Annotated in this window: 23 protein-coding genes, 1 tRNA gene and 1 pseudogene; 17 read left to right on the forward strand and 8 right to left on the reverse strand. The window is 63.7% G+C overall.

Annotated features, from left to right (window positions below):
• Positions 1-224, reverse strand: a 224-nt coding sequence (locus tag D579_RS14360; RefSeq protein ID WP_018952352.1) for a helix-turn-helix domain-containing protein, incomplete at its 3' end; no start/stop codon positions are given.
• Positions 225-465: 241 nt separating this feature from the next.
• Between D579_RS14360 and D579_RS0113645 the strand changes: the two genes are divergently transcribed.
• From D579_RS0113645 to trpC, 9 genes are all read left to right on the forward strand, one after another.
• Positions 466-789, forward strand: coding sequence for a c-type cytochrome (locus D579_RS0113645; RefSeq protein ID WP_018952353.1), 324 nt, complete (start codon positions 466-468; stop codon positions 787-789).
• A gap of 193 nt (positions 790-982) precedes the next feature.
• Entirely contained in the window at positions 983-1,672 is a 690-nt protein-coding gene (gene rpe, locus D579_RS0113650) for a ribulose-phosphate 3-epimerase (RefSeq protein ID WP_018145151.1), read from the forward strand.
• A gap of 23 nt (positions 1,673-1,695) precedes the next feature.
• Complete coding sequence (locus D579_RS0113655; protein WP_018937372.1) at positions 1,696-2,379, forward strand: phosphoglycolate phosphatase; 684 nt, start codon at positions 1,696-1,698, stop codon at positions 2,377-2,379.
• 94 nt (positions 2,380-2,473) lie between these two features.
• Positions 2,474-3,961, forward strand: coding sequence for an anthranilate synthase component I (gene trpE, locus D579_RS0113660; RefSeq protein ID WP_018952354.1), 1,488 nt, complete (start codon positions 2,474-2,476; stop codon positions 3,959-3,961).
• Between the two features lie 9 nt (positions 3,962-3,970).
• Complete coding sequence (locus tag D579_RS0113665) at positions 3,971-4,777, forward strand: triacylglycerol lipase (RefSeq protein WP_018952355.1); 807 nt, start codon at positions 3,971-3,973, stop codon at positions 4,775-4,777.
• Positions 4,778-4,916: 139 nt separating this feature from the next.
• On the forward strand, positions 4,917-5,510 hold the full coding sequence (locus D579_RS0113670; protein ID WP_018168959.1) for an aminodeoxychorismate/anthranilate synthase component II: 594 nt from the start codon (positions 4,917-4,919) through the stop codon (positions 5,508-5,510).
• A 166-nt stretch (positions 5,511-5,676) separates the two neighbouring features.
• Complete coding sequence (locus D579_RS0113675; protein WP_018952356.1) at positions 5,677-6,906, forward strand: multidrug effflux MFS transporter; 1,230 nt, start codon at positions 5,677-5,679, stop codon at positions 6,904-6,906.
• 29 nt (positions 6,907-6,935) lie between these two features.
• The gene (gene trpD, locus D579_RS0113680; RefSeq protein ID WP_018145157.1) at positions 6,936-7,970 is read left to right on the forward strand and encodes an anthranilate phosphoribosyltransferase; all 1,035 of its coding nucleotides are present in this window, start codon (positions 6,936-6,938) and stop codon (positions 7,968-7,970) included.
• Positions 7,967-8,782 carry an indole-3-glycerol phosphate synthase TrpC gene (gene trpC / locus D579_RS0113685; protein WP_018937369.1) on the forward strand — a complete coding sequence of 272 codons (816 nt, stop codon included), beginning with the start codon at positions 7,967-7,969 and terminating at the stop codon, positions 8,780-8,782. The genes trpD and trpC overlap by 4 nt, the downstream gene beginning before the upstream one ends.
• 84 nt (positions 8,783-8,866) lie before the next feature.
• Here the strand turns inward: trpC and crp are convergent, their stop codons facing one another.
• Complete coding sequence (crp, locus tag D579_RS0113690; protein WP_018145159.1) at positions 8,867-9,514, reverse strand: cAMP-activated global transcriptional regulator CRP; 648 nt, start codon at positions 9,512-9,514, stop codon at positions 8,867-8,869.
• A gap of 198 nt (positions 9,515-9,712) precedes the next feature.
• Between crp and D579_RS0113695 the strand changes: the two genes are divergently transcribed.
• Positions 9,713-10,141, forward strand: a complete 429-nt coding sequence (locus tag D579_RS0113695) for an OsmC family protein (RefSeq protein ID WP_018145174.1) — start codon at positions 9,713-9,715, stop codon at positions 10,139-10,141.
• Positions 10,142-10,231: 90 nt separating this feature from the next.
• The gene (speD, locus tag D579_RS0113700) at positions 10,232-11,041 is read left to right on the forward strand and encodes an adenosylmethionine decarboxylase (RefSeq protein ID WP_018937368.1); all 810 of its coding nucleotides are present in this window, start codon (positions 10,232-10,234) and stop codon (positions 11,039-11,041) included.
• Between the two features lie 58 nt (positions 11,042-11,099).
• On the opposite strand, the gene coq7 is transcribed toward speD, so the two are convergent.
• On the reverse strand, positions 11,100-11,741 hold the full coding sequence (coq7, locus tag D579_RS0113705; protein ID WP_018937367.1) for a 2-polyprenyl-3-methyl-6-methoxy-1,4-benzoquinone monooxygenase: 642 nt from the start codon (positions 11,739-11,741) through the stop codon (positions 11,100-11,102).
• A gap of 63 nt (positions 11,742-11,804) precedes the next feature.
• Positions 11,805-13,001, reverse strand: a complete 1,197-nt coding sequence (locus tag D579_RS0113710; RefSeq protein ID WP_196800517.1) for a (Fe-S)-binding protein — start codon at positions 12,999-13,001, stop codon at positions 11,805-11,807.
• 103 nt (positions 13,002-13,104) lie between these two features.
• On the opposite strand from D579_RS0113710, the gene D579_RS0113715 reads away from it, so the two are divergent.
• The 3 genes from D579_RS0113715 (at position 13,105) to D579_RS0113725 (ending at position 14,372) form a co-directional block, all read left to right on the forward strand.
• A complete protein-coding gene (locus D579_RS0113715; RefSeq protein ID WP_018937365.1) occupies positions 13,105-13,842 on the forward strand; it encodes a YdiY family protein in 738 nt (245 codons plus the stop codon).
• A gap of 82 nt (positions 13,843-13,924) precedes the next feature.
• Entirely contained in the window at positions 13,925-14,230 is a 306-nt protein-coding gene (locus tag D579_RS0113720) for a ferredoxin (protein WP_018168966.1), read from the forward strand.
• 65 nt (positions 14,231-14,295) lie between these two features.
• Positions 14,296-14,372, forward strand: a tRNA-Met gene (locus tag D579_RS0113725).
• A gap of 201 nt (positions 14,373-14,573) precedes the next feature.
• On the opposite strand, the gene D579_RS0113730 is transcribed toward D579_RS0113725, so the two are convergent.
• On the reverse strand, positions 14,574-14,795 hold the full coding sequence (locus tag D579_RS0113730; RefSeq protein ID WP_026289542.1) for a helix-turn-helix transcriptional regulator: 222 nt from the start codon (positions 14,793-14,795) through the stop codon (positions 14,574-14,576).
• A 136-nt stretch (positions 14,796-14,931) separates the two neighbouring features.
• Here D579_RS0113730 and D579_RS0113735 point away from each other — a divergent pair, with 136 nt between their 5' ends.
• The 3 genes from D579_RS0113735 to D579_RS0113745 are packed head-to-tail and all read left to right on the forward strand — an operon-like array spanning position 14,932 to position 17,241.
• Positions 14,932-15,159 carry a hypothetical protein gene (locus D579_RS0113735; RefSeq protein WP_018937363.1) on the forward strand — a complete coding sequence of 76 codons (228 nt, stop codon included), beginning with the start codon at positions 14,932-14,934 and terminating at the stop codon, positions 15,157-15,159.
• Positions 15,152-16,354 (forward strand): site-specific integrase, encoded by a 1,203-nt coding sequence (locus tag D579_RS0113740; RefSeq protein ID WP_026289543.1) that lies wholly within the window; start codon positions 15,152-15,154, stop codon positions 16,352-16,354. Before D579_RS0113735 ends, D579_RS0113740 begins: the two co-directional genes overlap by 8 nt.
• Positions 16,351-17,241, forward strand: coding sequence for a TraI domain-containing protein (locus tag D579_RS0113745; RefSeq protein ID WP_026289544.1), 891 nt, complete (start codon positions 16,351-16,353; stop codon positions 17,239-17,241). The genes D579_RS0113740 and D579_RS0113745 overlap by 4 nt, the downstream gene beginning before the upstream one ends.
• Before the next feature lie 250 nt (positions 17,242-17,491).
• On the opposite strand, the gene D579_RS0113750 is transcribed toward D579_RS0113745, so the two are convergent.
• From D579_RS0113750 to D579_RS15145, 3 genes and pseudogenes are all read right to left on the reverse strand, one after another.
• A complete protein-coding gene (locus D579_RS0113750) occupies positions 17,492-20,590 on the reverse strand; it encodes a type III restriction-modification system endonuclease (RefSeq protein WP_018952360.1) in 3,099 nt (1,032 codons plus the stop codon).
• A 19-nt stretch (positions 20,591-20,609) separates the two neighbouring features.
• Positions 20,610-22,175 carry a site-specific DNA-methyltransferase gene (locus D579_RS14995; protein WP_081621731.1) on the reverse strand — a complete coding sequence of 522 codons (1,566 nt, stop codon included), beginning with the start codon at positions 22,173-22,175 and terminating at the stop codon, positions 20,610-20,612.
• Between the two features lie 262 nt (positions 22,176-22,437).
• Positions 22,438-22,567: pseudogene (locus tag D579_RS15145) on the reverse strand (IS5/IS1182 family transposase); the annotation flags it as partial.

A 22,567-nucleotide genomic window follows, 5' to 3' on the forward strand; every position in this document is an offset into this window, starting at 1 on the left:
CGATAGTGCTCAAAACGCCTTCGCCATTTGGAAACCGTTTGCATCGACACCTTGTGCCGGGTCGCGATTTCACGCCCGGGAAGGCCTTCGGAACTGTCCAGGATCAGCTCCGCGCGTTGCTTCTCGGCCGCTGGCGTTTTGCGGCGCCGTACCCACTGCTGCAGCTCGGCACGCTCAGAATCCGACAGGTCCAGCTTGATCGGTTTGCGACCACGTTGAGCCATTACGCCCCCTCTCAAACGGAGATCAACCCATGGCCTATATTATATAATGAACTATTGTTAAAGGACACTAGGAAGGCTCCGGCCCGCATTCTCCGACCGATCGAATGGCTCCATGGAGCGGCCTGTGGTTATGTCCCTGTTTGGTTCTATGTTAATGCACCATTCAGGAAAGCCCTGCTAACGTTTGCATCAAGACGGGGCGACGACCCCGCCCGGGAACTTGAACGAGGAGACTACAATAATGAAAACCAAGCTGTTCGTGCTGGCCGGTATTGCCGGCAGTGTCCTGATGCTGTCCAGTGCGGCCCAGGCCGCCGATATCCAGGCGGGTCAGTCCAAGTACCAGAACACCTGTGCCAGCTGTCACGGTGCCCAGGGCAAGGGGCAGGCGATCTTCCCGGCGCTGGTCGGCCAGGACGCGGAAACCGTGGCCAGCCTGCTGGAGCGCTATCGCGCCGGCGAGGAGGTCGGTGATCATACCGCGCTGATGCGTCCGCAGGCCCAGGGCCTGAGCGACGACGACATCGCCAACCTGTCCAACTACATCGCGACCGAGTTCAACTGATCCGGGCGCCTTGGTAGAGGCAAGCGAAGCCAGCCAACGGGCCGGGGGTTTCCCCGGCCCGTTGGCGTTGGAGTGCCGCCCGCTGCGACCACTGGCTTTTGCCTGGCATCCCGGCATCCGGTAAAGTTCGGCGATTCCGAGAGCACGGTCGACGGTCGGCCCTGCTTCACCAGCGATCCCTGCGAGGCTTTCCATGGCACAACCCGATTTCATCGCTCCGTCCATCCTCTCCGCCGACTTCGCCCGCCTGGGCGAGGAAGTCGACAACGTCCTGGCGGCCGGTGCCGACACCGTGCACTTCGACGTGATGGACAACCACTACGTGCCCAACCTGACCATCGGCCCGCTGGTCTGTGATGCCCTGCGCAAGCACGGCGTGACCGCGCCGATCGACGTGCACCTGATGGTCAAGCCGGTGGATCGCATCATCCCGGACTTCGCCCAGGCCGGTGCCAGTTACATCACCTTCCATCCGGAGGCCTCCGATCACATCGACCGCACCCTGCAGCTGATCCACGCCGAGGGCTGCAAGGCCGGGCTGGTGTTCAATCCGGCAACCCCGCTGTCCTATCTCGAGTACGTGATGGACAAGGTCGACATGATCCTGCTGATGTCGGTGAACCCGGGCTTTGGTGGCCAGAAGTTCATCCCGAATACGCTGGACAAGCTGCGCGCCGCGCGCAAGATGATCGACGACTCCGGGCGTGATATCCGCCTCGAGATCGACGGTGGCGTGAAGGCCGACAATATCCGCGAGATCAAGGCCGCCGGTGCCGATACCTTTGTGGCCGGGTCCGCGATCTTCGGCGCCGGCAGCGACACCGACCCGAACCGCTACGACAGCATCATCCAGCAGATGCGCGACGAGCTGGCCAAGGCCTGAATCGACGGTTACCGGAGACCGGGATGTCCCTGAAACGCCCCCGCATGATCCTGATCGACCTGGACGGCACGCTGATTGACAGCGTGCCGGACCTGGCCTTTAGCGTGGATGCGATGATGCGCGAGCTGGGCCTGCCCGAACGCGGCGAGCCGGCCGTGCGCAACTGGGTCGGCAACGGCGTGGAACGGCTGGTTAAGCGTGCGCTGGTCAACGACCTCGACGGCGAGCCGGACGCGGAGCAGTTCGCACGTGCGCTGCCCGTGTTCATGCGTATCTACCAGGAGAACACCGCCGGGCGTTCGCCGCTTTACCCGGGCGTGCGCGAGGGGCTGGACCAGCTCAAGGCCGCGGGCTACCGCCTGGGCTGCGTGACCAACAAGGCCGAGCGCTTCACCGTGCCGCTGCTGCGCGAGAAGGGCATCCTCGACGACTTCGAGATCGTGGTCGCCGGCGACGCCCTGCCGCAGAAGAAGCCGGATCCGGCCCCGCTGCTGCACGCGGCCGACAAGCTCGGCGTGGACCCGTCCGAGGCTTTGATGGTCGGGGACTCCAAGAGCGACGTGAAGGCCGCCCGTGCCGCTGGCTTCCAGATCGTCTGCATGACCTACGGCTACAACCACGGCAAGGATATCCGCGACGAGCGCCCGGACGCGGTGCTCGATCGGCTGGACGAGCTGCCAGACCTGCTGCCCGCCCGGGCGGCGTGATCCGTGATGTCGGCAACGGACCGGACAATGGGGCGATGGCGAGACGGCGAATGAACCGCCACGCCATCCATCCCCCTTGTCAGGAACCGTTGTGATGACCCCCGAACAGTTCGATCAGCTGGCCCGCGAGGGCTATAACCGCATCCCGCTGGTGCGCGAGGTCCTGGCGGATCTCGAGACCCCGCTGTCCATCTTCCTCAAGCTGGCCAACCGGCCGTATTCCTATCTGTTCGAGTCCGTGCAGGGCGGGGAGCGCTGGGGGCGGTATTCCTTCATCGGCCTGCCGGCGCGCACCCTGGTGCGCGTGCATGGCCACGACATCACCGTGGAGACCGACGGTGCGGTGGTGGAGCAGACCACCGAGACGGACCCGCTGGCCTGGATCGAGGCCTATCAGGCGCGCTTCAAGGCCGCGGAGCTGCCGGGACTTCCACGCTTCACCGGTGGCCTGGTCGGCTATTTCGGGTTCGAGACCGTGCGCCTGATCGAGCCGCGCCTGGAGGGGCCGGAGAAGCCGGATGCCCTGGGGTTGCCGGATATCCTGCTGATGGTCTCCGAGGAGGTCGTGGTCTACGACAACCTCTCCGGGCGGCTGTACCTGGTGGTACACGCGGATACGACCCAGGCCGGTGGCCAGGCCGTGGCCGCTGCCCGCCTGGACGAGCTGGAGGCCCGCCTGGGCGAGCCGCTGGTACCGCCGGAGGATCCGCCGCATCCACACGCGGTGCCGGAGTATGTGTCCGGCTGGTCGGCCGAGGGCTATCAGGCCGCGGTCGCCCGGGCGCAGGAATACATCATGGACGGCGACGTGATGCAGGTGGTGCTGGCACAGCGCATGAGCGTGCCGTTCTCCGCACCGCCGCTGAACCTCTACCGTGCCCTGCGGGCGCTGAACCCGTCGCCCTACATGTACTACCTCGACCTGGACGATCACCACGTGGTCGGTGCGTCGCCGGAGATCCTGGTGCGCCTAGAGGACGACTGCGTGACCGTGCGTCCGATCGCCGGCACCCGCCCGCGTGGGCGTACCGAGGCGGAAGATCGCGCGCTGGAGGCCGAACTGCTGGCGGACCCAAAGGAGCGTGCCGAGCACCTGATGCTGATCGATCTGGGGCGCAACGACGTCGGCCGGGTCTGCGAGATCGGCTCGGTGGAGGTGACTGACACCATGAGTATCGAGCGCTACTCGCATGTGATGCACATCGTCTCCAACGTGGAGGGGCGGCTGGCCCCGGGCCACTCGCCGATGGATGTCCTGCGCGCGACCTTCCCGGCCGGGACCGTCTCGGGGGCACCGAAGATCCGCGCGTTGGAGATTATCGACGAGCTGGAACCGGTCAAGCGCGGGCCCTACTCCGGTGCGGTGGGGTACCTCTCGTGGTCGGGCAATATGGACACCGCGATCGCGATCCGCACCGCCGTGCTGCACGATGGCGAGTTGCACATCCAGGCCGGGGCCGGTGTGGTCCACGACTCGGTGCCGGAAAACGAGTGGCAGGAGACCCTGAACAAGGGGCGCGCGGTGGTGCGTGCGGCCGAGACTGCCCTGGGCGGTCTGGGGCCCCGGCGCCACCGCGACTGAGGGCCGGTCATGCGGTGCGGTGGCCTTCGCATCCTGTTGCTGGTGGTGCTCGGGCTCTGGCTGTTGCCGGGGCTGGCGGCGGCGCAGATCGTGGTGCTGGTACCCGGGGGCTGGGATCGCGGTGACGGTTTTCGCCAGGCCGGGTTCACCGCGGCCCTGAACGCCGCCGGCTATGCTGATGGCGGGCGTGCCCGTGCAAACGTGGGCGCTGCGCACTTCGAGCGAGCCCCCGACCCCGCCGCACGCCAGTTCTATACCGTGGATCTGCCGACCGCTGTGGCTCCACCGGAACGGGCGCGGGCGCTCGGCCAGGTGGTCGATGGTCTGACCCGGCGCCACCCCGGCCGCGAGCTGGTGCTGGTCGGGCATTCCACCGGCGGGGTCGTGGCGCGCGAGCTGCTGGTGCGTCAGCCGCACCCGGCCATCTCCACCCTGGTGACCTTCTCCGCGCCGCATGCGGGGGGCGGCTGGTCTGCGCTGGCGCGTTCGGTGACGGATGCGCTGGCCGATTCCCCACTGGGGCTGTACGCCCCGTTCGCCGGAATGCAGGGGCTGCACCGGCGCGAGGGGCTGTGGGGGCCGGAGGGCGGCTCGCCGGATGCGACGCACCTGGAGTGGCTGAACACGCGGGAGCATCCGCCCATCCGCTATGTATCGGTGGTGCGGCTGGCGGATCCGTGGGTGGATGCCGCCAGTCAGGACATGAACCGTCTCCCGGCCTTGCGCGGACGGGCGCATACCCTGCCCAGCCCTGGCGGGCACCGGTTGGAGGCCGCCGACGGCACCCTGCTGGTGGCGCTGTTGCTGCCCCGATGAAGGCGCACGGTTTCGCCAGCGCGATTGCGGTTGCGACGCAACCACTCGGGACCCGGGGTATGCTTGGTTCCTGCCTGGGTGCGTATGACCTCGGTTTTATTCGTCTGCCCGTTTCTTTCGGCCTCCAGGGGCGTTCGCCATGATCCTGATGCTCGACAACTACGACTCGTTCACCTTCAACCTGGTCCAGTACCTGGGCGAGCTGGGGGCGGAGGTGGTGGTGCACCGCAATGACTGCATCACCCCGGAACAGATTGCGGAGCTCGACCCCACCGGTATCGTGATCTCCCCCGGCCCCTGTACGCCGAACGAGGCGGGGGTGTCGCTGGAGGTGATCCGGCGTTTTGCCGGCGAGATCCCGATCCTCGGGGTCTGCCTCGGGCACCAGGCGATCGGCCAGGTCTTCGGTGGCCGCGTGGTGCGGGCGCGCGAGATCATGCACGGCAAGACCTCGCCGGTGCATCACACCGGGGTCGGGGTGTTCGCCGGGCTGGAGAATCCGCTGGAGGCCACGCGTTATCACTCGCTGGTGGTCGAGGCCGCAAGCCTCCCGGAATGTCTGGAGGTCACCGCCTGGACCCAGCGCGAAGACGGCTCGCGCGACGAGATCATGGGCCTGCGTCATCGCGAGCTGGATGTCGAGGGCGTGCAGTTTCACCCGGAATCCATCCTGACCCGCCAGGGGCACGAACTGCTCGGCAACTTCCTGAGTCGCCTGCCCCAGCCGGCGTGAAGCGCAGGTCAATAGACACCTTTTCACGCGGCCCTTACTGCTTGTTCTGGACGGCAGGTGGGGTTCGCCTGGCCGTGCCTGCTGGCGGTATTGCGGCTCGCACCGCTCGCGCGGCGGCCTCTCGCGGGTCGTGCCCGGCCGGTGTCCACTCTCGATTCCGGCGCGCATGCCTCGCTTGAGGGGCGCCGCCACGGAACGCCGCACGCGGCTGCGCTTCGCCCTGCTGGTAGCGCCGCTGTCCATGCTGGCGCCGTTCTCGCTGGATACCTATCTGCCCTCGTTTCCGGCGATGGCCGAGGCCCTGGCCGTCGATGGCGTGGCGATGCAGGCGACGCTGTCCGCCTATCTGGTCGCGTTCGCCGTGGCCACCCTGATTGCCGGCCCGCTGTCGGATGCCTATGGCCGGCGCCCGGTGGTGTTGTGGGCCCTGCTGGCCTACGTGCTGACCTCGGTGCTGCTGGTGTTCGCGATGGAGTACTGGCAGGTGCTGGCGTTGCGCATGGGACAGGGGCTGGCGGCGGCGGCCGGGGTGGTGGTCGGGCGAGCGCTGATCCGCGATCGCTTTGATCCCACCGACGCGCGGCGGGTGTTCGCGCTGGTCACCATGATGTTCGCGATCGGGCCGGCCGCCGCGCCGATCATCGGCGGCTGGTTGCAGGCGGCGTTTGGCTGGCGTTCGGTGTTCGCCTTCCTGACACTCTACGGCGTCTTCCTGCTGTTGGCGGTGCGCGCCTGGATGCCGGAGACCCTGCCGCCGGTCGGCCGCGTCTCCAGTCACCCGCGTCCGGTCATCCGGGGCTACCTGGGCACGCTGCACAACCCGGCGTTCCTGTTCCCGGTCGCGGTCCATGCGGGGATGTTCGGGGCGATGTTCCTGTTCATTGCCGCGTCCCCGACCATCATCTACGAGCACCTGCAAGGCGGGGAACAGGACTTCTGGTGGTTGTTCGGGCCGCTGGTCGCCGGGCTGGTGGTGGGCGGCTTCGTCGCCGGGCGCGTGGCCGGGGTGGTGAGCCCGCAGCGGGCCGTGGCCATCGGGCTCGGGCTGTCCGGGCTGTCGCTGGCGCTGGTGGGCCTGGCGGTGCTGGCCGACGGTCCGGTGGTCGCGATCACCCTGCCATTCGCGCTGTACAGCTTTGCCCTGGCCACCGCGATGCCGTCCCTGACCCTGTTGGCGCTGGATTGTTACCCGGGCGCGCGCGGCATGGCCGCGGCCATGCAGGCCTTCGTGCAACTGGGCTTCAGTGCGTTGCTGGCGCTGTTCCTGGTCGACTGGCTGGACGATGCCATGGGGCGTCTGGTCCTCGCGGCGTTGCTGCTCTGGGCCCTGGCGCTGGCCGCCTGGCTGGTCGCGCCGGGCGGTGGTCGTGCGGGCACCGCGCGGACGTTACACTAGCCGCTTCGAATTTCCGCAGGAGCAAGCCCGTGACCGTGCAGCAAGCGATAGCGGCCCTCATCGAGCGCCGCGACCTGGACGAGGCGACCATGACCGCCGTGATGCAGGCGGTGATGACCGGCGAGGCCACGGATGCCCAGATCGGCGCGTTCCTGGTGGCCCTGCGCATGAAGGGCGAGACCATCGAGGAGATCCGCGCGGCTGCCGGCGTGATGCGCTCGCTGGCCACGCGCGTGGATGTGCCGCGTACCGGGCTGGTGGATACCTGCGGAACCGGCGGCGATGCCTCGGGCACCTTCAATATCTCCACCGCCGCGGCGCTGGTGGCGGCGGCGGGCGGCGTGCGGGTCGCCAAGCACGGCAATCGCTCGGTGTCGTCGAAATCCGGCAGTGCCGACGTGCTGGAATCGCTGGGGATCTCGCTGGGCCTGTCGCCGGCGGCGGTGGGGACCTGTATCGACGAGGTCGGTGTTGGCTTCCTGTTCGCTCCCGCCCACCACGGCGCGATGAAGCACGCGATCGGTCCGCGCAAGGAACTTGGCGTGCGTACGCTGTTCAATGTGCTGGGGCCGCTGACCAACCCCGCCGGGGCGCCGAATCAGGTGCTCGGCGTGTTTTCCCAGGATTGGGTGCGCCCGCTGGCCGAGGCCCTGAAGGGGCTCGGTAGCGAGCACGTCCTGGTGGTGCATGCCGAGGATGGTCTGGACGAGATCAGCATCGCCTCGCCGACCCGGGTGGCGGAGCTGCAGGATGGCGAGATCCGCGAATACACCATCCGTCCGGAGGATTTCGGGCTGACCACCACCGCGCTGGATGCGGTGCGGGTCGACAGCGTGGAGGCCTCGGCCAGCATGCTGCGCGGCGTGCTGGACGGACAGGCGGGTGCGGCACGCGACATCGTGCTGCTGAATGCCGGGGCGGCGATCTACGCCGGCGGCGGGGCGGACACACTCGCAGCGGGGATCAAGGCCGCCGCCCGGGCGATCGATTCCGGCGCGGCGCGCGAACGGCTGGAGCGCCTGCAAGCGACCAGCGCAAGACTGGCAAACAAGGAAGCACAATGAGTGAAGGCAACGCAGTACCCGACATCCTGCAGCGCATCCTGGAGCGCAAGCGCGAGGAGCTGAAGGAACGCGAGGTGTACTGGCCACTGCGCGAGTTGCGCGGCTGGATGGGGTCCGCCCCGGCGCCGCGTGGTTTTCGCGCGGCCCTGCAGCGCGATATCGACGCCGGGCGCCCTGCGGTGATCGCGGAGATCAAGAAGGCCAGCCCGAGCCAGGGCCAGATCAGCCCGAACTTCAACCCCGAGGCGTTTGCGCGCAGCTACGAGGAGCATGGTGCGACCTGTCTGTCGGTGCTGACCGACGTGGACTTCTTCAAGGGACGCGACGGCGACCTGCGCGACGCGCGTGTGGCCTGCACGATCCCGATCCTGCGCAAGGATTTCGTGATTGATCTCTACCAGGTCTACGAGGCCCGTGTACTCGGCGCGGATTGCGTGCTGCTGATCGCGGCGGCGCTGGATGACACGGCGCTGCACGAGCTCTTCTTCCTGACCCGCGAGCTGGGCATGGATGCCCTGGTGGAGGTGCATGACGCCGAGGAGCTGGAGCGGGCCAAGCGCATCGGGGCCGACCTGATCGGCATCAACAACCGCGATCTGCACAGCTTCGAGACGCGGCTGGAGACGACGCTGGAGTTGAAGGATCAGGTGCCGGAGGAGGCCCTGCTGGTGACCGAAAGCGGCATCCACACGCGCGAGGATGTCGCGCGCATGCAGGCGGCCGGGGTGAATGCCTTTCTGGTGGGCGAGGCCTTCATGCGCACCGAGGACCCGGGTGCGGCCCTGGGCCAGCTGTTCCGCGGCGAACAGTAGCCTCTCCCAAGGGAGGGGCGAAGGCCCGGGCCGAAGGAGGCTGGCCCGGGTTTTATCTCGACGGAGGCTGCGGGGAATGCAGCGTCAGCGGGTGCCGAACACTACGATGGTCTTGCCGTGGGCGGTGATCAGGCCGCGTTCTTCCAGATCCTTCAGCACGCGTCCGGCCATCTCGCGCGAGCAACCCACGATACGCGCGATCTCCTGCCGGGTGATGCGCAGCTGCATGCCGTCGGGGTGGGTCATCGCGTCGGGCTGCTGGGCCAGGTCCAGCAGGGTGTGGGCGATGCGGCCGGTGACATCCACGAACGCGAGGTCCATCACCTTGCGCGAGGTCTGACGCAGGCGGGCCGCGATCTGGCTGGTGAGCAGCATCAGGATCTCGGGGTCGCGCTGGGCGATCTCGCGGAACTGGGTGTAGGGAATCTCCGCGGTCTCGGTGTCCTCGCGGGTGGTGACAGTCGCGCTGCGCGGGTCGTCCTCGAACATGCCCAGCTCGCCGAAAAACTCGCCCTTGTTCAGGTAGGCAAGTACCAGCTCATGTCCGTTGTTCTCGCCCAGTACCGAGACTGAACCACTGACCACGTAATACAGTGTGTCGGGTACGGTGCCCGAGTGAATGATCGTGGTGCGCTTGCGGTACTGGCGCCGGTGGCAGTAGCCGAGGAAACGCTCCAGCGCGGGCGATGGCTGCGCCGGGCGGTAAATGAACGGGTTGTTCAAGGCTTCCATGGTCACGTCCGATATCAGCTTCCTGAGGATGAGCGCCAGTGTAATGCAGCATCCGTGCCCTGCACCCCGGGGTAACTGGCACCGTTCACAAAATCTGCCGGCAGGGCCCTGTTTTGTGCAGCAGGTCCGCCCTGAGTAGAGTTCTACCCGAGTATAGGCGTGGATTTCTCCATCCAACAGTGTGAAAGGACAAGCCCGATGCAGGTGAAAGTGAAATGGCTGGATCAGGTGGCCTTTGTCGGCGAGACCGACAGCGGCCACGCGGTGGTGATGGACGGGGCGCCGGATGCCGGGGGGCGCAACCTGGGCGCACGCCCGATGGAGATGCTGCTGTTGGGGATGGGCGGTTGTACCAGCTTCGATGTGATTGCGATGCTGAAGAAGGCGCGCCAGCAGGTGCTGGACTGCGAGGTGACCGTGGAGGGCACGCGGGCGGAGACCGTGCCCAAGGTCTTTACCGACATCCATGTGCATTTTCGCGTGTACGGCCACGAGCTGTCAGAGAAGCAGGTCGGGCGTGCGGTGGGGCTCTCGGCCGAGAAGTACTGCTCGGCCTCGCTGATGCTGGGGGCCTCGGCGAAGGTGACCCATGACTTCGAGATCATCGAGGGGCCGGCGCCGCGCTGAAGCCGCGTCTCCCTGGGCCCGTCCTTGGACTTGCGGGCCGGGGCGTCTACAATTCGCCGCTCGCTGCGGCCCGGGCCAAGAGGACACGCCATGCCTCGTCACAAGAAGCAGATCAAGCTCCACGGTTTCAATAACCTGACCAAGAGCTTGAGCTTCAATATTTACGATATCTGCTATGCCTCGGGTGACCGGCATCGCGATGAATACATCGCGTACATCGACGAGGCGTACAACGCCCAGCGTCTGACGCAGATCCTGTCCGATGTGGCCCACCTGATCGGGGCCAACATCCTCGATATCTCCCGCCAGGACTACGATCCGCAGGGCGCGTCGGTGACCATGCTGATCTCGGAAGAGCCGGTGGCCACCGAAAAGATCGGCTACACCGAAGGCCCCGGCCCGCTGCCGGAGACCGTGGTCGGCCACCTGGACAAGAGCCACATCACGGTGCACACCTACCCGGAGGCGCACCCGGAGGGCGGGATCGCGACCTTCCGCGCGGATATCGACGTGTCCACTTGCGGGCGTATCTCGCCACTGCGCGCCCTGAACTACCTGATCCACAGCTTCGAGTCCGACATCGTGATCATGGACTACCGCGTGCGCGGCTTCACCCGCGACGTGCGTGGCAAGAAGCACTTCATCGATCACAAGATCAACTCCATCCAGGACTTCCTGTCGCGTGACACCCAGGAGAAGTACCAGATGGTGGATGTGAACGTGTACCAGGAGTACCTGTTCCACACCAAGATGGTGCTGAAGGACTTCGACCTGGACAGCTACCTGTTCGGGCTGGGCAAGGATGATTACTCGGCCAAGGAGGCCAAGCGCATCTCCAAGCTGCTCAAGCACGAGATGATGGAGATCTTCTACGGCAAGAACATGAGCAGTCCGGGCTGAGGCCGTGCTCGCCGCGTGTTGCACGCGGCGATGATCTTCGGGCGTCCCGTGTTGCGGGTCAGATCCAGTAGGCGGTGCGCGTCATCACGCTGGACGTCAGCGGCATCAGGAGGTTGCGCACCGGCCACGGGGGCGCCTTGCCGCCCAGTGCCATCGCGTGCGCGCCGTGTTCCACCTCGTCCTGCTTCATCTGCGCCAGGATGCGCGCGGAGACCTCGTCGTGCGCCGGAAGGCGCTCCAGGTGGCGGTCCAGGTGGCGTTCCACCTGGCGCTCGGTCTCGTCGATAAAGCCCAGGCTGTAGGCATCGCCGGTCAGGCCGGCGAGCGCGCCCATCCCGAACGAACCCATGTACCAGAACGGCCCCAGCAGGCTGGTGCGGCCGCCCAGGTCGTGTACCCGGCGGGCGCACCAGTGCAGGTGATCGCCCTCCTCGCGCGAGGCCTGGTCCAGGTGGCCGCGGATCTCCGGGTTGCGGGCGGTCAGCATCTGGCCCTGGTACAGCCCCTGCGCCGCGACCTCGCCGGCATGATTGACCCGCATCAGGCGGGCGGACAGGTCGCGTTCGTGATCCTCCAGGTGCGGCCCGATGTCGTCCCCACCCGGGGATGGCCGGCCGGTGGAGCGGGCCTGTCCGGAGACGACCTTCACGAAGGCGTCGGCCTGGTTGATCAGGTGGTCCAGCGGGGAAAGTCGGCGCATGGTTCCGGTCCGGTTGGGGCGTCGTGGTGTACCCCTCAAGGGTACCGCAAGCGCGGGCAGGGATCAGCGCCCGGCGGAGTGGTGGGTGTGGTTTTTCAGACGCCGGGCCAGAAAGCGGGCGGGTGACAGGATTTCCGGCGGGTCCGATTGTTCGCTTGCCAGCGCCCGCAGGTGCACACTGCAACCGACATTGGGGCTGATGATCGCGTCCGGGGCGTCGGCGGTTAGGGCCTGCAGGGTCTCGGTGCCCAGGTCGTCGGCCATGGCTGCCTGTGTCAGCATCGCGGTGCCGCCGGCGCCGCAACAGTTCGGCGCGTCGGCGACCGGCACCAGCGTGACCCCGGGCAGGCGTCCTAGGATTGCGGGCAGCTCGCGGGCCTCGCGGGTGACGTTGCGCAGGGTGCAGGGCCGATGCAGCGCGATGCGTATCGGTGTGGCGTCCCAGATATCCCCGTCGGTGTCGGCGGCGTCCAACCATTGCGCCAGAAACCGGGTGAGGCTCTGGCTGCACGCTGCCAGCGTGTCCTCGGGGTATTCGCGCAGCGTGGCCTCGCAACCGCTGTCCAGCGCGATCACCGGCACCTCGCGGGTGCCGAAGGCTTCGCCATTCCGCGCCTGCAGCGCCTGCGCCGCCGCGCGGTGGCCGGTGTGCTGGTCCAGCGCTCCGCAGCAAACCTGGCCCTGCGGGATGGCGATGCGCACGCCGAGGGCGTCGAGGACCTCCAGAGCGGCTTCGAGATCGGGGCCGGTGAAAAAGCGGTCCATGCAGCCGGTGAACAGCAAGGCATCGGCCGTATTCGGGCTCGCGGTCGCGTGCAGTCGGGGGGCGGGTGCCAGGGAGTCGCGGGTGTGGGCGAGACTGCGTTCCCAGCCGCCGCGTGGCAGCAGGCGGTCTACACCCAGGCGGGCGCCAGTGCGCGCCGCCAGCCCCCCGAGGCTGCGCAGGCTCGGATGTAGCAGGGCCTGGTGCTGTAGCGCCTGGCGCCAGCGGTCCCCGCGCGACGGCGTGGTGGGGTGTTCGGTCAGGATCTCGCGGGCGCGGTCCATCAGTGCCCCGAAGGGCACGCGGGCCGGGCACACCGTCTCGCAGGAGCGACAACCCAGGCAGCCTTCCAGGTGGCTGCGCAGGCGTTCGGATTCCGGCTCCAGCTGGCCCTGGGCCAGGCCCTGCATCAGGGTCAGCCGCCCGCGTGGGGAGTCGCCCTCGACCCCGTGCCAGCCGTAGGTCGGACAGTGCGGCAGGCACAGCCCGCAGTGCACGCACTGGTCCGCGGCGGAAAGTCCCCGGAATCTCAGGGGCTGGTCCGATGCGCCGAGCGGCTTTGCTAGGGTCTTGCCCTCATTCGATTCCGGGAGGTCTCCCATGCTCGTGCGTTCGTTCCGGCCCGTCGGGTCTGCGTTTGCCTCGCTCATCCTGCTGAGCATACCAGTCTCGCAGGCCCTGGCCTGGGAGGCCGAGGGCTGGCAATCGACGATCGAGCTCGGGGCCTCCAAGACCACCGGGAACACCGAGTCCACCACGGCCACGGGCCGTTTCCGCGCCGAGCACACGACCATTGACTGGCGCAATCGCATCCGCCTGGACGCGTACTTCCACGAAGAGGACGACGAGACCACCGGCGAGCGCTACATCGCCGGTTATCAGGCGGACCGCAAGCTGGGCGAGCACGACTACTTGTTCGGGGCGCTGCGTTACGAGCGTGACCGCTTTAGCAACTATGACTACCAGGGTTCGGCCACGGCTGGTTATGGTCGTCGCCTGATCGACGGCGAGCGGGTGCAGCTGGACGGCGAGATCGGTGCCGGTATGCGCCAGGTGCGCATCCGCACGACCGGGGAGACCGACAACGAACCGGTCGGCCGCCTGGCCGGCAACTTCCGCTGGGAGATCAGCGAAAGCGCCCGCCTCACCGACGAGTTGCTGATCCTGACCGGTAGCGACAACACCGAGATCGAGAACATCCTCGCCCTGACCGCGGATGTCACCAGCCGGATGTCCCTGCGTACCAGCTTCACCGTGAAGCACAACACGGACGTCGAGCCCGGCGTGGAGAATACCGACACCATCACGGACGTCAGCCTGGTCTACCGTTTCCGCTGAATGCACGGACAGCGCACGCTGCCACCCGCCGTTTTGCCGGTGGCAGCGTTATCATGAGCCGCAGGGATCATCGGAGACTTCCATGGGCTACTACCAGCGCCATATCTTTTTCTGCACCAACTGCCGCGAGGACGGCAACTGTTGCGAGGACCACGGGGCGACCGAGATGCGCGCCTATGCAAAGAACCAGGCCAAGGCCATGGGCATCCACGGCAAGGGCCAGGTGCGGGTGAACACCGCCGGCTGCCTGGACCGCTGCAACGAGGGACCGGTCGCGGTCGTCTATCCGGAGGGCGTCTGGTACACCTACCAGGACGAACGCGACATCGACGAGATCCTGGAAGAACACCTCAAGAACGGCCGCGTGGTCGAGCGCCTGCAGATCTGAACCCCGCCGGGCGACGCGCTGGCTTGACTTTATGCGCCGGCCTCCGGAGAATTCGCAGCCCGCGTGGCTACGTAGCTCAGCTGGTTAGAGCACATCACTCATAATGATGGGGTCCCCTGTTCGAATCAGGGCGTAGCCACCACCAATTCAAGGGGTTGCCTCGGCAGCCCCTTTCTCGTTTGGGCACCGTGCCCACCTCGTGCCCACGCCGTGCCCATTCGGTGCCCAGGGCTTCGCTGACGGTCTCCCACCGTTTCGTGCAGCCGCGCCATCGTGCGTGGCCACCGCCGAGCAAACTCCCCTTTCATCAGGACCTCTCCGCGCTCCGGTGCCGGGAACATGGTCACTGTGTTTCGCCATCCCCTTCCGGGATGTATTCGAAGAGTTCGCCCACCGAGCAGTTGAACAGCTCGCAAAGCTTGTCCATGGCGTCGATCTCGATGCGAACGGCTTCCTCCTTGTAGAGGAGGGAAACCGTATTGCGATGTAGCCCGGTGGCGCGGGCGACATCCATGATCTTCATTTTCCGCTTTCCCATAAGGGTCGACAGGTGACATCGGATCATCGTGGGCGACCTTTTTTTATTCTGAATGACATTTTGCCTTGACAGGCGTCATTCTGGGTTCTAAATTGTCATTCAGCAGGGCATAAACCCACCCTGCGAGGACAAACTTCACCCAGAAAGTCGCTTTGGAGGCTATATGAGCTACACCTACCTGTCTACTGCCGAACTCTCCGGTCGCATCAAGTACGAAGTACGCACGATTCGCGACCGACTCAAGGACAGCGTCCTGCTTGAAGGTCGCCATTACATCCGCCCTTTCGGAGGGCGGAAGATTCTCTTCATCTGGGAAACGATTGAAGAGGACATGATGAAGTCCGGCGCGTTTGCAGTGCCCATGGCCAACGGGGGCATCTGCAATGGCTAGCGTTCGGGCGCGGAAAGATACTGGGTATCTTTTCCTCGACTTTCGCTATGCAGGGAAACGCTACAGGGAACAGACAACGCTCCCGAATACGCCGGCCAATCGGAAGCGCCTTGAGCAGGTGGCGCGCCGACTGGAGGCGGAAGTTGCCGCTGGGACCTTTGACTACGGAGCGTTCTTTCCCGACAGTCCGAAAGCACCGGCGCCCGCGGGCTTGCAACAGCAGGCAGTGGCCATGCCTCGCGCCTCGCTTGCCCCCAAGCCTCCGATGCGAACGCCCTCGCTCGAGTCGTTCTATCGAACCTGGAGTGATGAGATGGCGCCGACCTGGCGCCAGACTTACCGGGAAAGTGTTGCCACGGCCTTCGAGACGCACGTGTTTCCGTTTTTCGGGAGGGGTAGGGAGGTCGGCGACATCAGGAAGGAAGACATCCACGCATTTCGGGCCCATCTCGCCAAAGGTAGCCCCGTACGCAAGCGTGAGCTGTCGCCTTCCACCATCAACAGGACTCTCAAAATCCTGCGGATGATGTTCGATGAGGCCGCCGACCGCTTCCAGTTTAGGTCACCGTTCGTGGGCGTGAAACTCCTCAAGGAGCGCAAGACCCAGGTCGATCCGTTCAGCCTGGACGAGGTGAGCCTGATCCTGAAGCACGTGCGTGTCGACTTCCGCAACTACTTCACAGTGCGTTTCTTCACCGGACTGCGGTCCGGTGAGGCCCACGGGCTCAAGTGGAAGCACGTTGATTTCCCCCGCAACCAGCTCCTGGTTCGCGAGACCTACGTGGACGGTCGCACCGAGTACACCAAGAACGATGGGTCCCAGCGCGAGGTGGACATGTCCCGACGGGTTCGCGAGGCGTTGCTCAATCAGCGCAAGGTGACGGGGCAGGCTGGCTACGTCTTCACGAACGCAGCAGGCCAGCCCATCGACAATCGAAACCTGACCAAGCGCATCTGGACCCCGCTGCTGCGCTACCTCGATATTCCCTACAGGCGCCCGTACACCATGCGCCATACCGCCGCGACCCTGTGGTTGGCGGCCGGCGAGTCGCCGGAATGGATTGCGCGCCAGCTGGGCCACACCTCCACGGAGATGCTGTTCAAGACGTACTCGCGGTACATCCCGAACGCGACGCGGCAGGACGGTTCCGCATTCGAGAACCTGATCGACGAACGCTTCGGGGGTGAGTCGTGAGGATCTCGGATTGGGAAGGCGGCCATGCCTTACCCGAACAAGCTGCATCCGATGTTCGAACGTTCGGTATCTACCGGGTCCGGGATTATTTCGAGCGCGGTGGTGTGGGGCACCTGGTCCTGCACTGGGCGGGACAACGGTGGCAGGGCGAAGTGCGTAACCCGGCGGCCGTGACCGGGGTTCGAAGTGGATCGGTTGTAGAAGCCCAGTTCTCGTGCGCTGCAGGAGCTCAGCCGAGCCTTTGCTTCATTCGTGTTCTGGAGCCGGGCGAGTACTGGCCCAGCCAAGTGATGCCGACCTCATGGTGTGTTGATGGAGCCGACCCGGAACGGCTCCGCCTGCTGATCGAGCGGCTGTGCACGGCACCCTTTCGGCATTTCATGGAGGGTGTGGTGGACGACCTGGTGCTACTCAAGCGCTTCTTCCAGGTGAAGGCGAGCTACAAGCATCATCACTCGGTCGCGGGTGGGCTGCTTCGCCATTCGCTCGAATGCGCAGAGACTACGGAGCAGGCCGTTCAGACCGCGCCACGGTCATGCAACACCGCCATTGACGACCATCTACGCGATGCCCTGGTCCTCGCAGCCTTGTTCCACGATTTCGGCAAGACCCTCACTCATTCAAGTGAGTCTTCCTGGATACTCCGCAAGACGGCCCACGAGCACTTATCCCTGGTGGCGCTGGCGGGACATCTGCCGCGCCTCGCGAATGTGTCCCCACCTGCACATGCAACGCTGATCCACCTTCTGGTTCAAGACGCTCAGGGAAAGGGCTATGCATCACCCTTGCCGTTGGTCGATACCATCCGCATGGCGGACCGGATGAGTGCCGGCCTGGCTATCGTTGGGAACAAACAGGACGTGTCCGCTCGACCGAAACGAATGTGACCGTCTACGACGAATGGCCATCCCGTACACCGCCTCAGCTAACTGACTGCTTCGGCCTTTGCCGCAAGCGTGGTATAGGGAAATGTATGGGAGCAGTCTCCGAGCGCGTCTACGGGCTATGGCAAGCCCTTTCCTCTTGGCCAGCGAACGGCGCGCACCGGAAAGCCGAAAGCTGAGGCCTTACGCGCCCACAGGCGAGCTTCTGCGCAGCGACGCCCGGTGTCCCCATTAGGCTGAGCCTGCTCGCCGGTCATGCTGGTGATCCAGCCACCAAGTCCATCAGCTTGGCGTAATCCGTAACGACGTCATACTTGACGCGGTCTTCGGTAATTTGCTGGCTGATTTCGTCGAAGAACTTCCGGGCGCACTCGATCTTGGTTTTTTCGATCTCGCGCAGCTTCATCGACGACATGGTGCCCTTGGTTTCCGCCACAAAGTAGATGTGCCGGACGCTTCCGGCCTTGAAGGAAATCGCCCAGTCGGGGTTGTAGTCGCCGACCGGCGTTGGGATCAGGAAGCCACGGGGCAACTTGGCATAGACGACAACTTCGCTGCTTACGTCCAGCTGTTTGACGAACTCTCGCTCCACATCGGAGTCCGTGATCGCATAATCGTAGACGTGGTTCTTGAGCTTATCCGTGGCGCGGGAGAAGTCCTGCCCGGTCTGGTTGGCGGTGAAGATGTCGGTGTCGTAGCGGTCCTCCACCTCGTTATAGGCCAGGCGCTCGATGACCATAGCCGCTTTCTGCTCGGCAATCAGGCGAGAGGATTCGGCAATGAAGTGTTCCGGGTTCTTCCGGAACTGCTCGAAGACGGGTGCCTGAATCTGGCTGAAGATCGCCGCTGTAGTCTCTCGGGTGAGCCGGACATGCTCCGCGACCTTACCGGTGAGATCGTACTCCACCCGCGAATGAATGGAATCGCCGTACTCGGTCTTGGTTTCCTGCACGGCAAAGCCATCGCCGCCGCGAAGCTGCTCATCGGTCAGGCCATCCTGCTGAAGCCCGGCCTGGACGGTGTACTGCAACGGGGTGACACGCAGCTCCCTGTCCAGTGCACTGACGCATTTCCGGATCAGCTCCGCTGAATCGAATTCCACGCGGTACACAGCCTTGCGATTGATACGCGCCCAAAGCGCCTGGAACTCCTTCTTCTCGAAATTGGCATTGAGCGGGTTGGTCTTGGGCTTGCGGCCGTCATCGACCTTCGGTAACTGCGCGTCGCTGAATACGCTGTCGATCAGTTCAAAAACCTGATCGGAATAGGGTTTAAGCTCCTCGGGTAGCTCGGCCAAGGTTCCAGCGGCTTTCGCATCGTGGTAGGCGTTGGCGATCTGGTCGGCATCGTCGGTGTAATCATGCTTGACCAGGTAGCGATAGATCTGTTTCGCCATAGGGGCGGTGACTTCGACTGCCCCTTCGTCAGTGGTGAGCAGCTTGCCGGTGAAATAAGCCTCGGTCGCCTGACGCGGCCGCGAAGACAGAGTCTCCGAAATCTCCTTCTGCAGGCCCGCCACGAAGTCCGTGTAGCTTTCGCTCGCCACCACTGTCAGCACGTTGATGTCGTGTACAACGGCCGGGTGGTCCATGCGGTCGCCGTGTTCGTCGACGCTCAGTCGAAGGCCCCTACCGACTTCCTGGCGGCGGGAAATGGTGTTGTCGCTGTGCTTGAGCATGCACATGACAAACACATTCGGATTGTCCCAGCCCTCGCGCAATGCAGAATGGGAGAAGATGAACCGGGTCGGCTCGGCAAAGTCCAGCAGGCGTTCCTTGTCCTTCAGGATCAGATCGTAGGCATCGACATCATCCGAGTCGACCGCGCGAGCGCCGACCGCCGGGTCCTTTAGCCGGTTGGTCTTCTTGTCGATCGAGAAGTAGCCGTTGTGCGTTCTGCCCGGCTCGATGTCCGCCAGGTACTTCCGATACGCTTCGTTATCGATTGCCAGCTCCGCCAGGTACTCATCCCTGAGCAGCGCGTACTCCTCTTCGAACACCCGCGCGTACTCGCCCTTCTCATCGGCCTGGTCGTAGTCTCGATACTTCGCCACCTCATCGATGAAGAACAGCGACAGGACCTTGATGCCTTGGGCGAAGAGCTGCTTTTCCTTGTCCAGGTGCGCCTTGATGGTCTCGCGGATCTGGATTCGGCGGACGTCGCGCTCGGTGACATCGCCGTTGGCCTCGCCCGCCTTCAATACCGCCCCGTTGGTAAACTCCACCGTGTCGTTGACCGCGTCGATCTGGCTGATGGTGAACCCCCGGTACTGATCCAGCTCGCCCGATTCGACGAACAGGTCATCCCGGAACGCCAGCCGCCGCAGCTGCCGCTTGATCTCGCCCGACCTCAGCTTAACCTCCATCTCGATCCGCGCCACGGGGGCCTGCTTCGTGATGTCGATGCCTTCCAGGTAGAGGTAGGCATTGGTCCCGGCCAGGCCACGGGTCTGAATACCGCGCACGGCGATCTTCTTCACCAGCTTCTGGTTGTAGGCATCGAGCGCATCCAACCGGTGAGCGCGGTTATGTTGCGTCCGGTGGGTCGCCGAGTAGCGCAGAATGAACAGCGGCTTGAACTTGGGCAGCGCCTCCATGGTGGCCTTACCTTCCATCTTCTGGGGCTCATCCAGAATGAGGATCGGGCGGTTGGAGGCTATTACGTCGATAGGCTTGCGCGACTGGAAGTCGTCCAGCTCATCGTAAATACGGCGGTTGTCCTTGCCGCGAGCGTTGAACGCCTGGATGTTCATAATCATCACGTTGATCCCGGCGTCCGAGGAGAAGTTCTCCACCTCATTTAGGTGCTTGGAGTTGTAGATGAAAATTCGCGCCTTCTTGCCGTAGCTTTCGGTGAAATGCTCGGCGGTCATCTGGAAGGACTTGTAGACCCCTTCTCGAATAGCAATGGAGGGCACGATGATGATGAACTTCGACCAGCCGTAGCGCTTGTTCATCTCGAAAATGGACTTAATGTAGCAGTAGGTCTTGCCCGTGCCGGTCTCCATCTCCACATCGAGATGAACACGGCTGGCTGCCAGCGCGATTTTCTTGTAGTCCGCAGGGGCCGCTACTCGCTCGCCTCTCGCGTTGAAGGTGGTGAAGTCGGTCAATGACCGCGAGACTGCCAAGTTCTGCCGCCGCTGAACCTTCTGGATGTTCTCCAGTATTTGCGTTTCGGTCAGCGCAATGCTGGCGTTCCTGAAGCCTTCCTCGAAGGCGCTCGCCTGCGCCGTGCGGCCCGGGTCAATGCGGTAGCTCAGCCCCGAAGTCATGGGCTGGCCGGCGAAGCAGTCCACCACGTCGTTGACGGCGTTGGTCTGGTAGGGCTGGACTTTAAACTTGAGCTTCATAGTGATCCCCTCGCCGCACTCAAACAGACTTGACTTCGGTGGTCGGCGAAAGCTGCCGGAAGACCTGCTCCACATTGATCTTTACCGCGTCCGAAGCAAAGCCGTTGTCGCGGAAGACCACGCGCAGGGGCTCGTAGCCGGCCAGCTCTTTAACCAGCTCTTCCGTGATACCCTTATCGAAGCAGGCGACCAGGGCGTTGTCGTCGACATAGAACACGGTCTTGCCCTGGACGGTATCGCGACGGATGGGCAGGGACAGGTCCACACCCCAATCCACCAGAACCTGGAACAGCAGGTCCTCGGCGGTGCGGTCCTCCTTCACATTATCGACCATATCGAGCAGGTCGGACTGCTTCAGCTCATCCGGGCGGTAGTAGATGTCCTTCATGTTGGAGGTATCGACCTTGAGCACCCGGAAGCCGACATCGCGGCGCCACGTCGGTTTGGTGTCACCTTCTGCTACCTGTCGACCTGCCCTTCGAATTCGCTCCTTAGCTAACTCGGTGATATGCCGAAATCCTTTCTTATACGCATCAAGGTTTTCATCTATTGCTTCGGGCAACTGCACCGAAATAACCCTTCGGTTGCCTCCGTCTTTAGCGTTTAGCTTCATTATTGCTTCGGCGGTAGTACCAGAGCCGGCAAAGAAGTCCATAATTATATCTTCCGACCCAGTTTTTGATACTTCAGCAAGCATTTCTATGAGTGAAGTGGGTTTTGAGTAACTGAATGGGATGTCAAGCTTTCCAAGCTCGTGACTGCCAAGCTGATTTATATGCCCCTCAATGAAACTATTGGGTTTTGCCGTCGAATGTTTTATCACGTCAGACAAGTATGTCTTTGTGTACACGTTCCATTGCGCCGGCTCTCCCGTGTCGGATACCAAGTTCGACGAACGGACCTTTTTTATAACGATGCGATCCCGCTCCTTCTCGAATTTACTTTTTGTCCACCTCCATATCCCGTCACCAAGACTTGGTCGGTCTGGCGGAAAAGTACTACCGGGCGGAATAACTTTTGTGCCATCCGGACACTCGATCCAGAAACGTTGGTCTGGATTCCGGTTCTGAATGGTCGACATGTATAACCGTACGAGTTGGTAAGGTTCTCCTGCTCGTGGCCCTTCCTGGTCTACTTCCTTGTAAGCATCAAGATTCACGCCTCCAAAAAACGGCTTCGCGAAGTCGGCATTTTTTGCAAATGTCAGAATATAGTCAAAGTTGGGCGACCAAAATTCACCCTTGTTATTACTTTTCTTGGTGATTCTCCCCGCGCACCCAATAAAATTATTTTCTCCAAAAACCTCGCAACATATTTTTTTTAAGTTGTCCACCTCGGCGTCATCTATGCTCATGAAGATGATTCCGTCATCTGACAGGAGATTCCGCGCCGCCTTCAGGCGCGAGTACATCAAACTGAGCCAGTTTGAGTGAAAGCGTCCTGAATACTCAGGATTGGACAGAAGCCTGTTGCCGAGTTCGTCTTTCTGTAATGACTTTCTGAGAAATTCGTTAGGATTCTCGGCAAAGTCGTCCCGATAAACGAAGTCACGACCCGTATTGTAAGGCGGGTCTATATAAATCATCTTGATTTTTCCGAGAAAAGAACTTTGGACGAGCTTTATTGCTTCGAGATTATCACCCTCGATGAAGATGTTTCTCGTATTTTCGAAATCGACACTTTCACTTAAAGATGGCCTAAGGAAACACTGATCAATGGGCCTGCATCCGGCTCGGTGCCCCGCCGAAGCGTTTTTGGAAGGGCACTGGGGCCATTACGGCCGGCCTGGGCCCCTGTAACCGCCGTTTTTGGCGGTTACAGGGGCGATTTCCGGTCCTGCGGACACACTACCCCTGCGGCAGGAGTCCCCATCGTCGCGCACGGTACAGGTTCGCCAGGGCGAACAGGCTGTGCAGCTGCGCGGTGTTCTTCTTGAGGCCCCGGTAACGCACCTTGCGATACCCGAACAGGTTCTTC

Source organism: Thioalkalivibrio sp. AKL12, assembly GCF_000377925.1.
Lineage (GTDB): Bacteria > Pseudomonadota > Gammaproteobacteria > Ectothiorhodospirales > Ectothiorhodospiraceae > Thioalkalivibrio > Thioalkalivibrio versutus.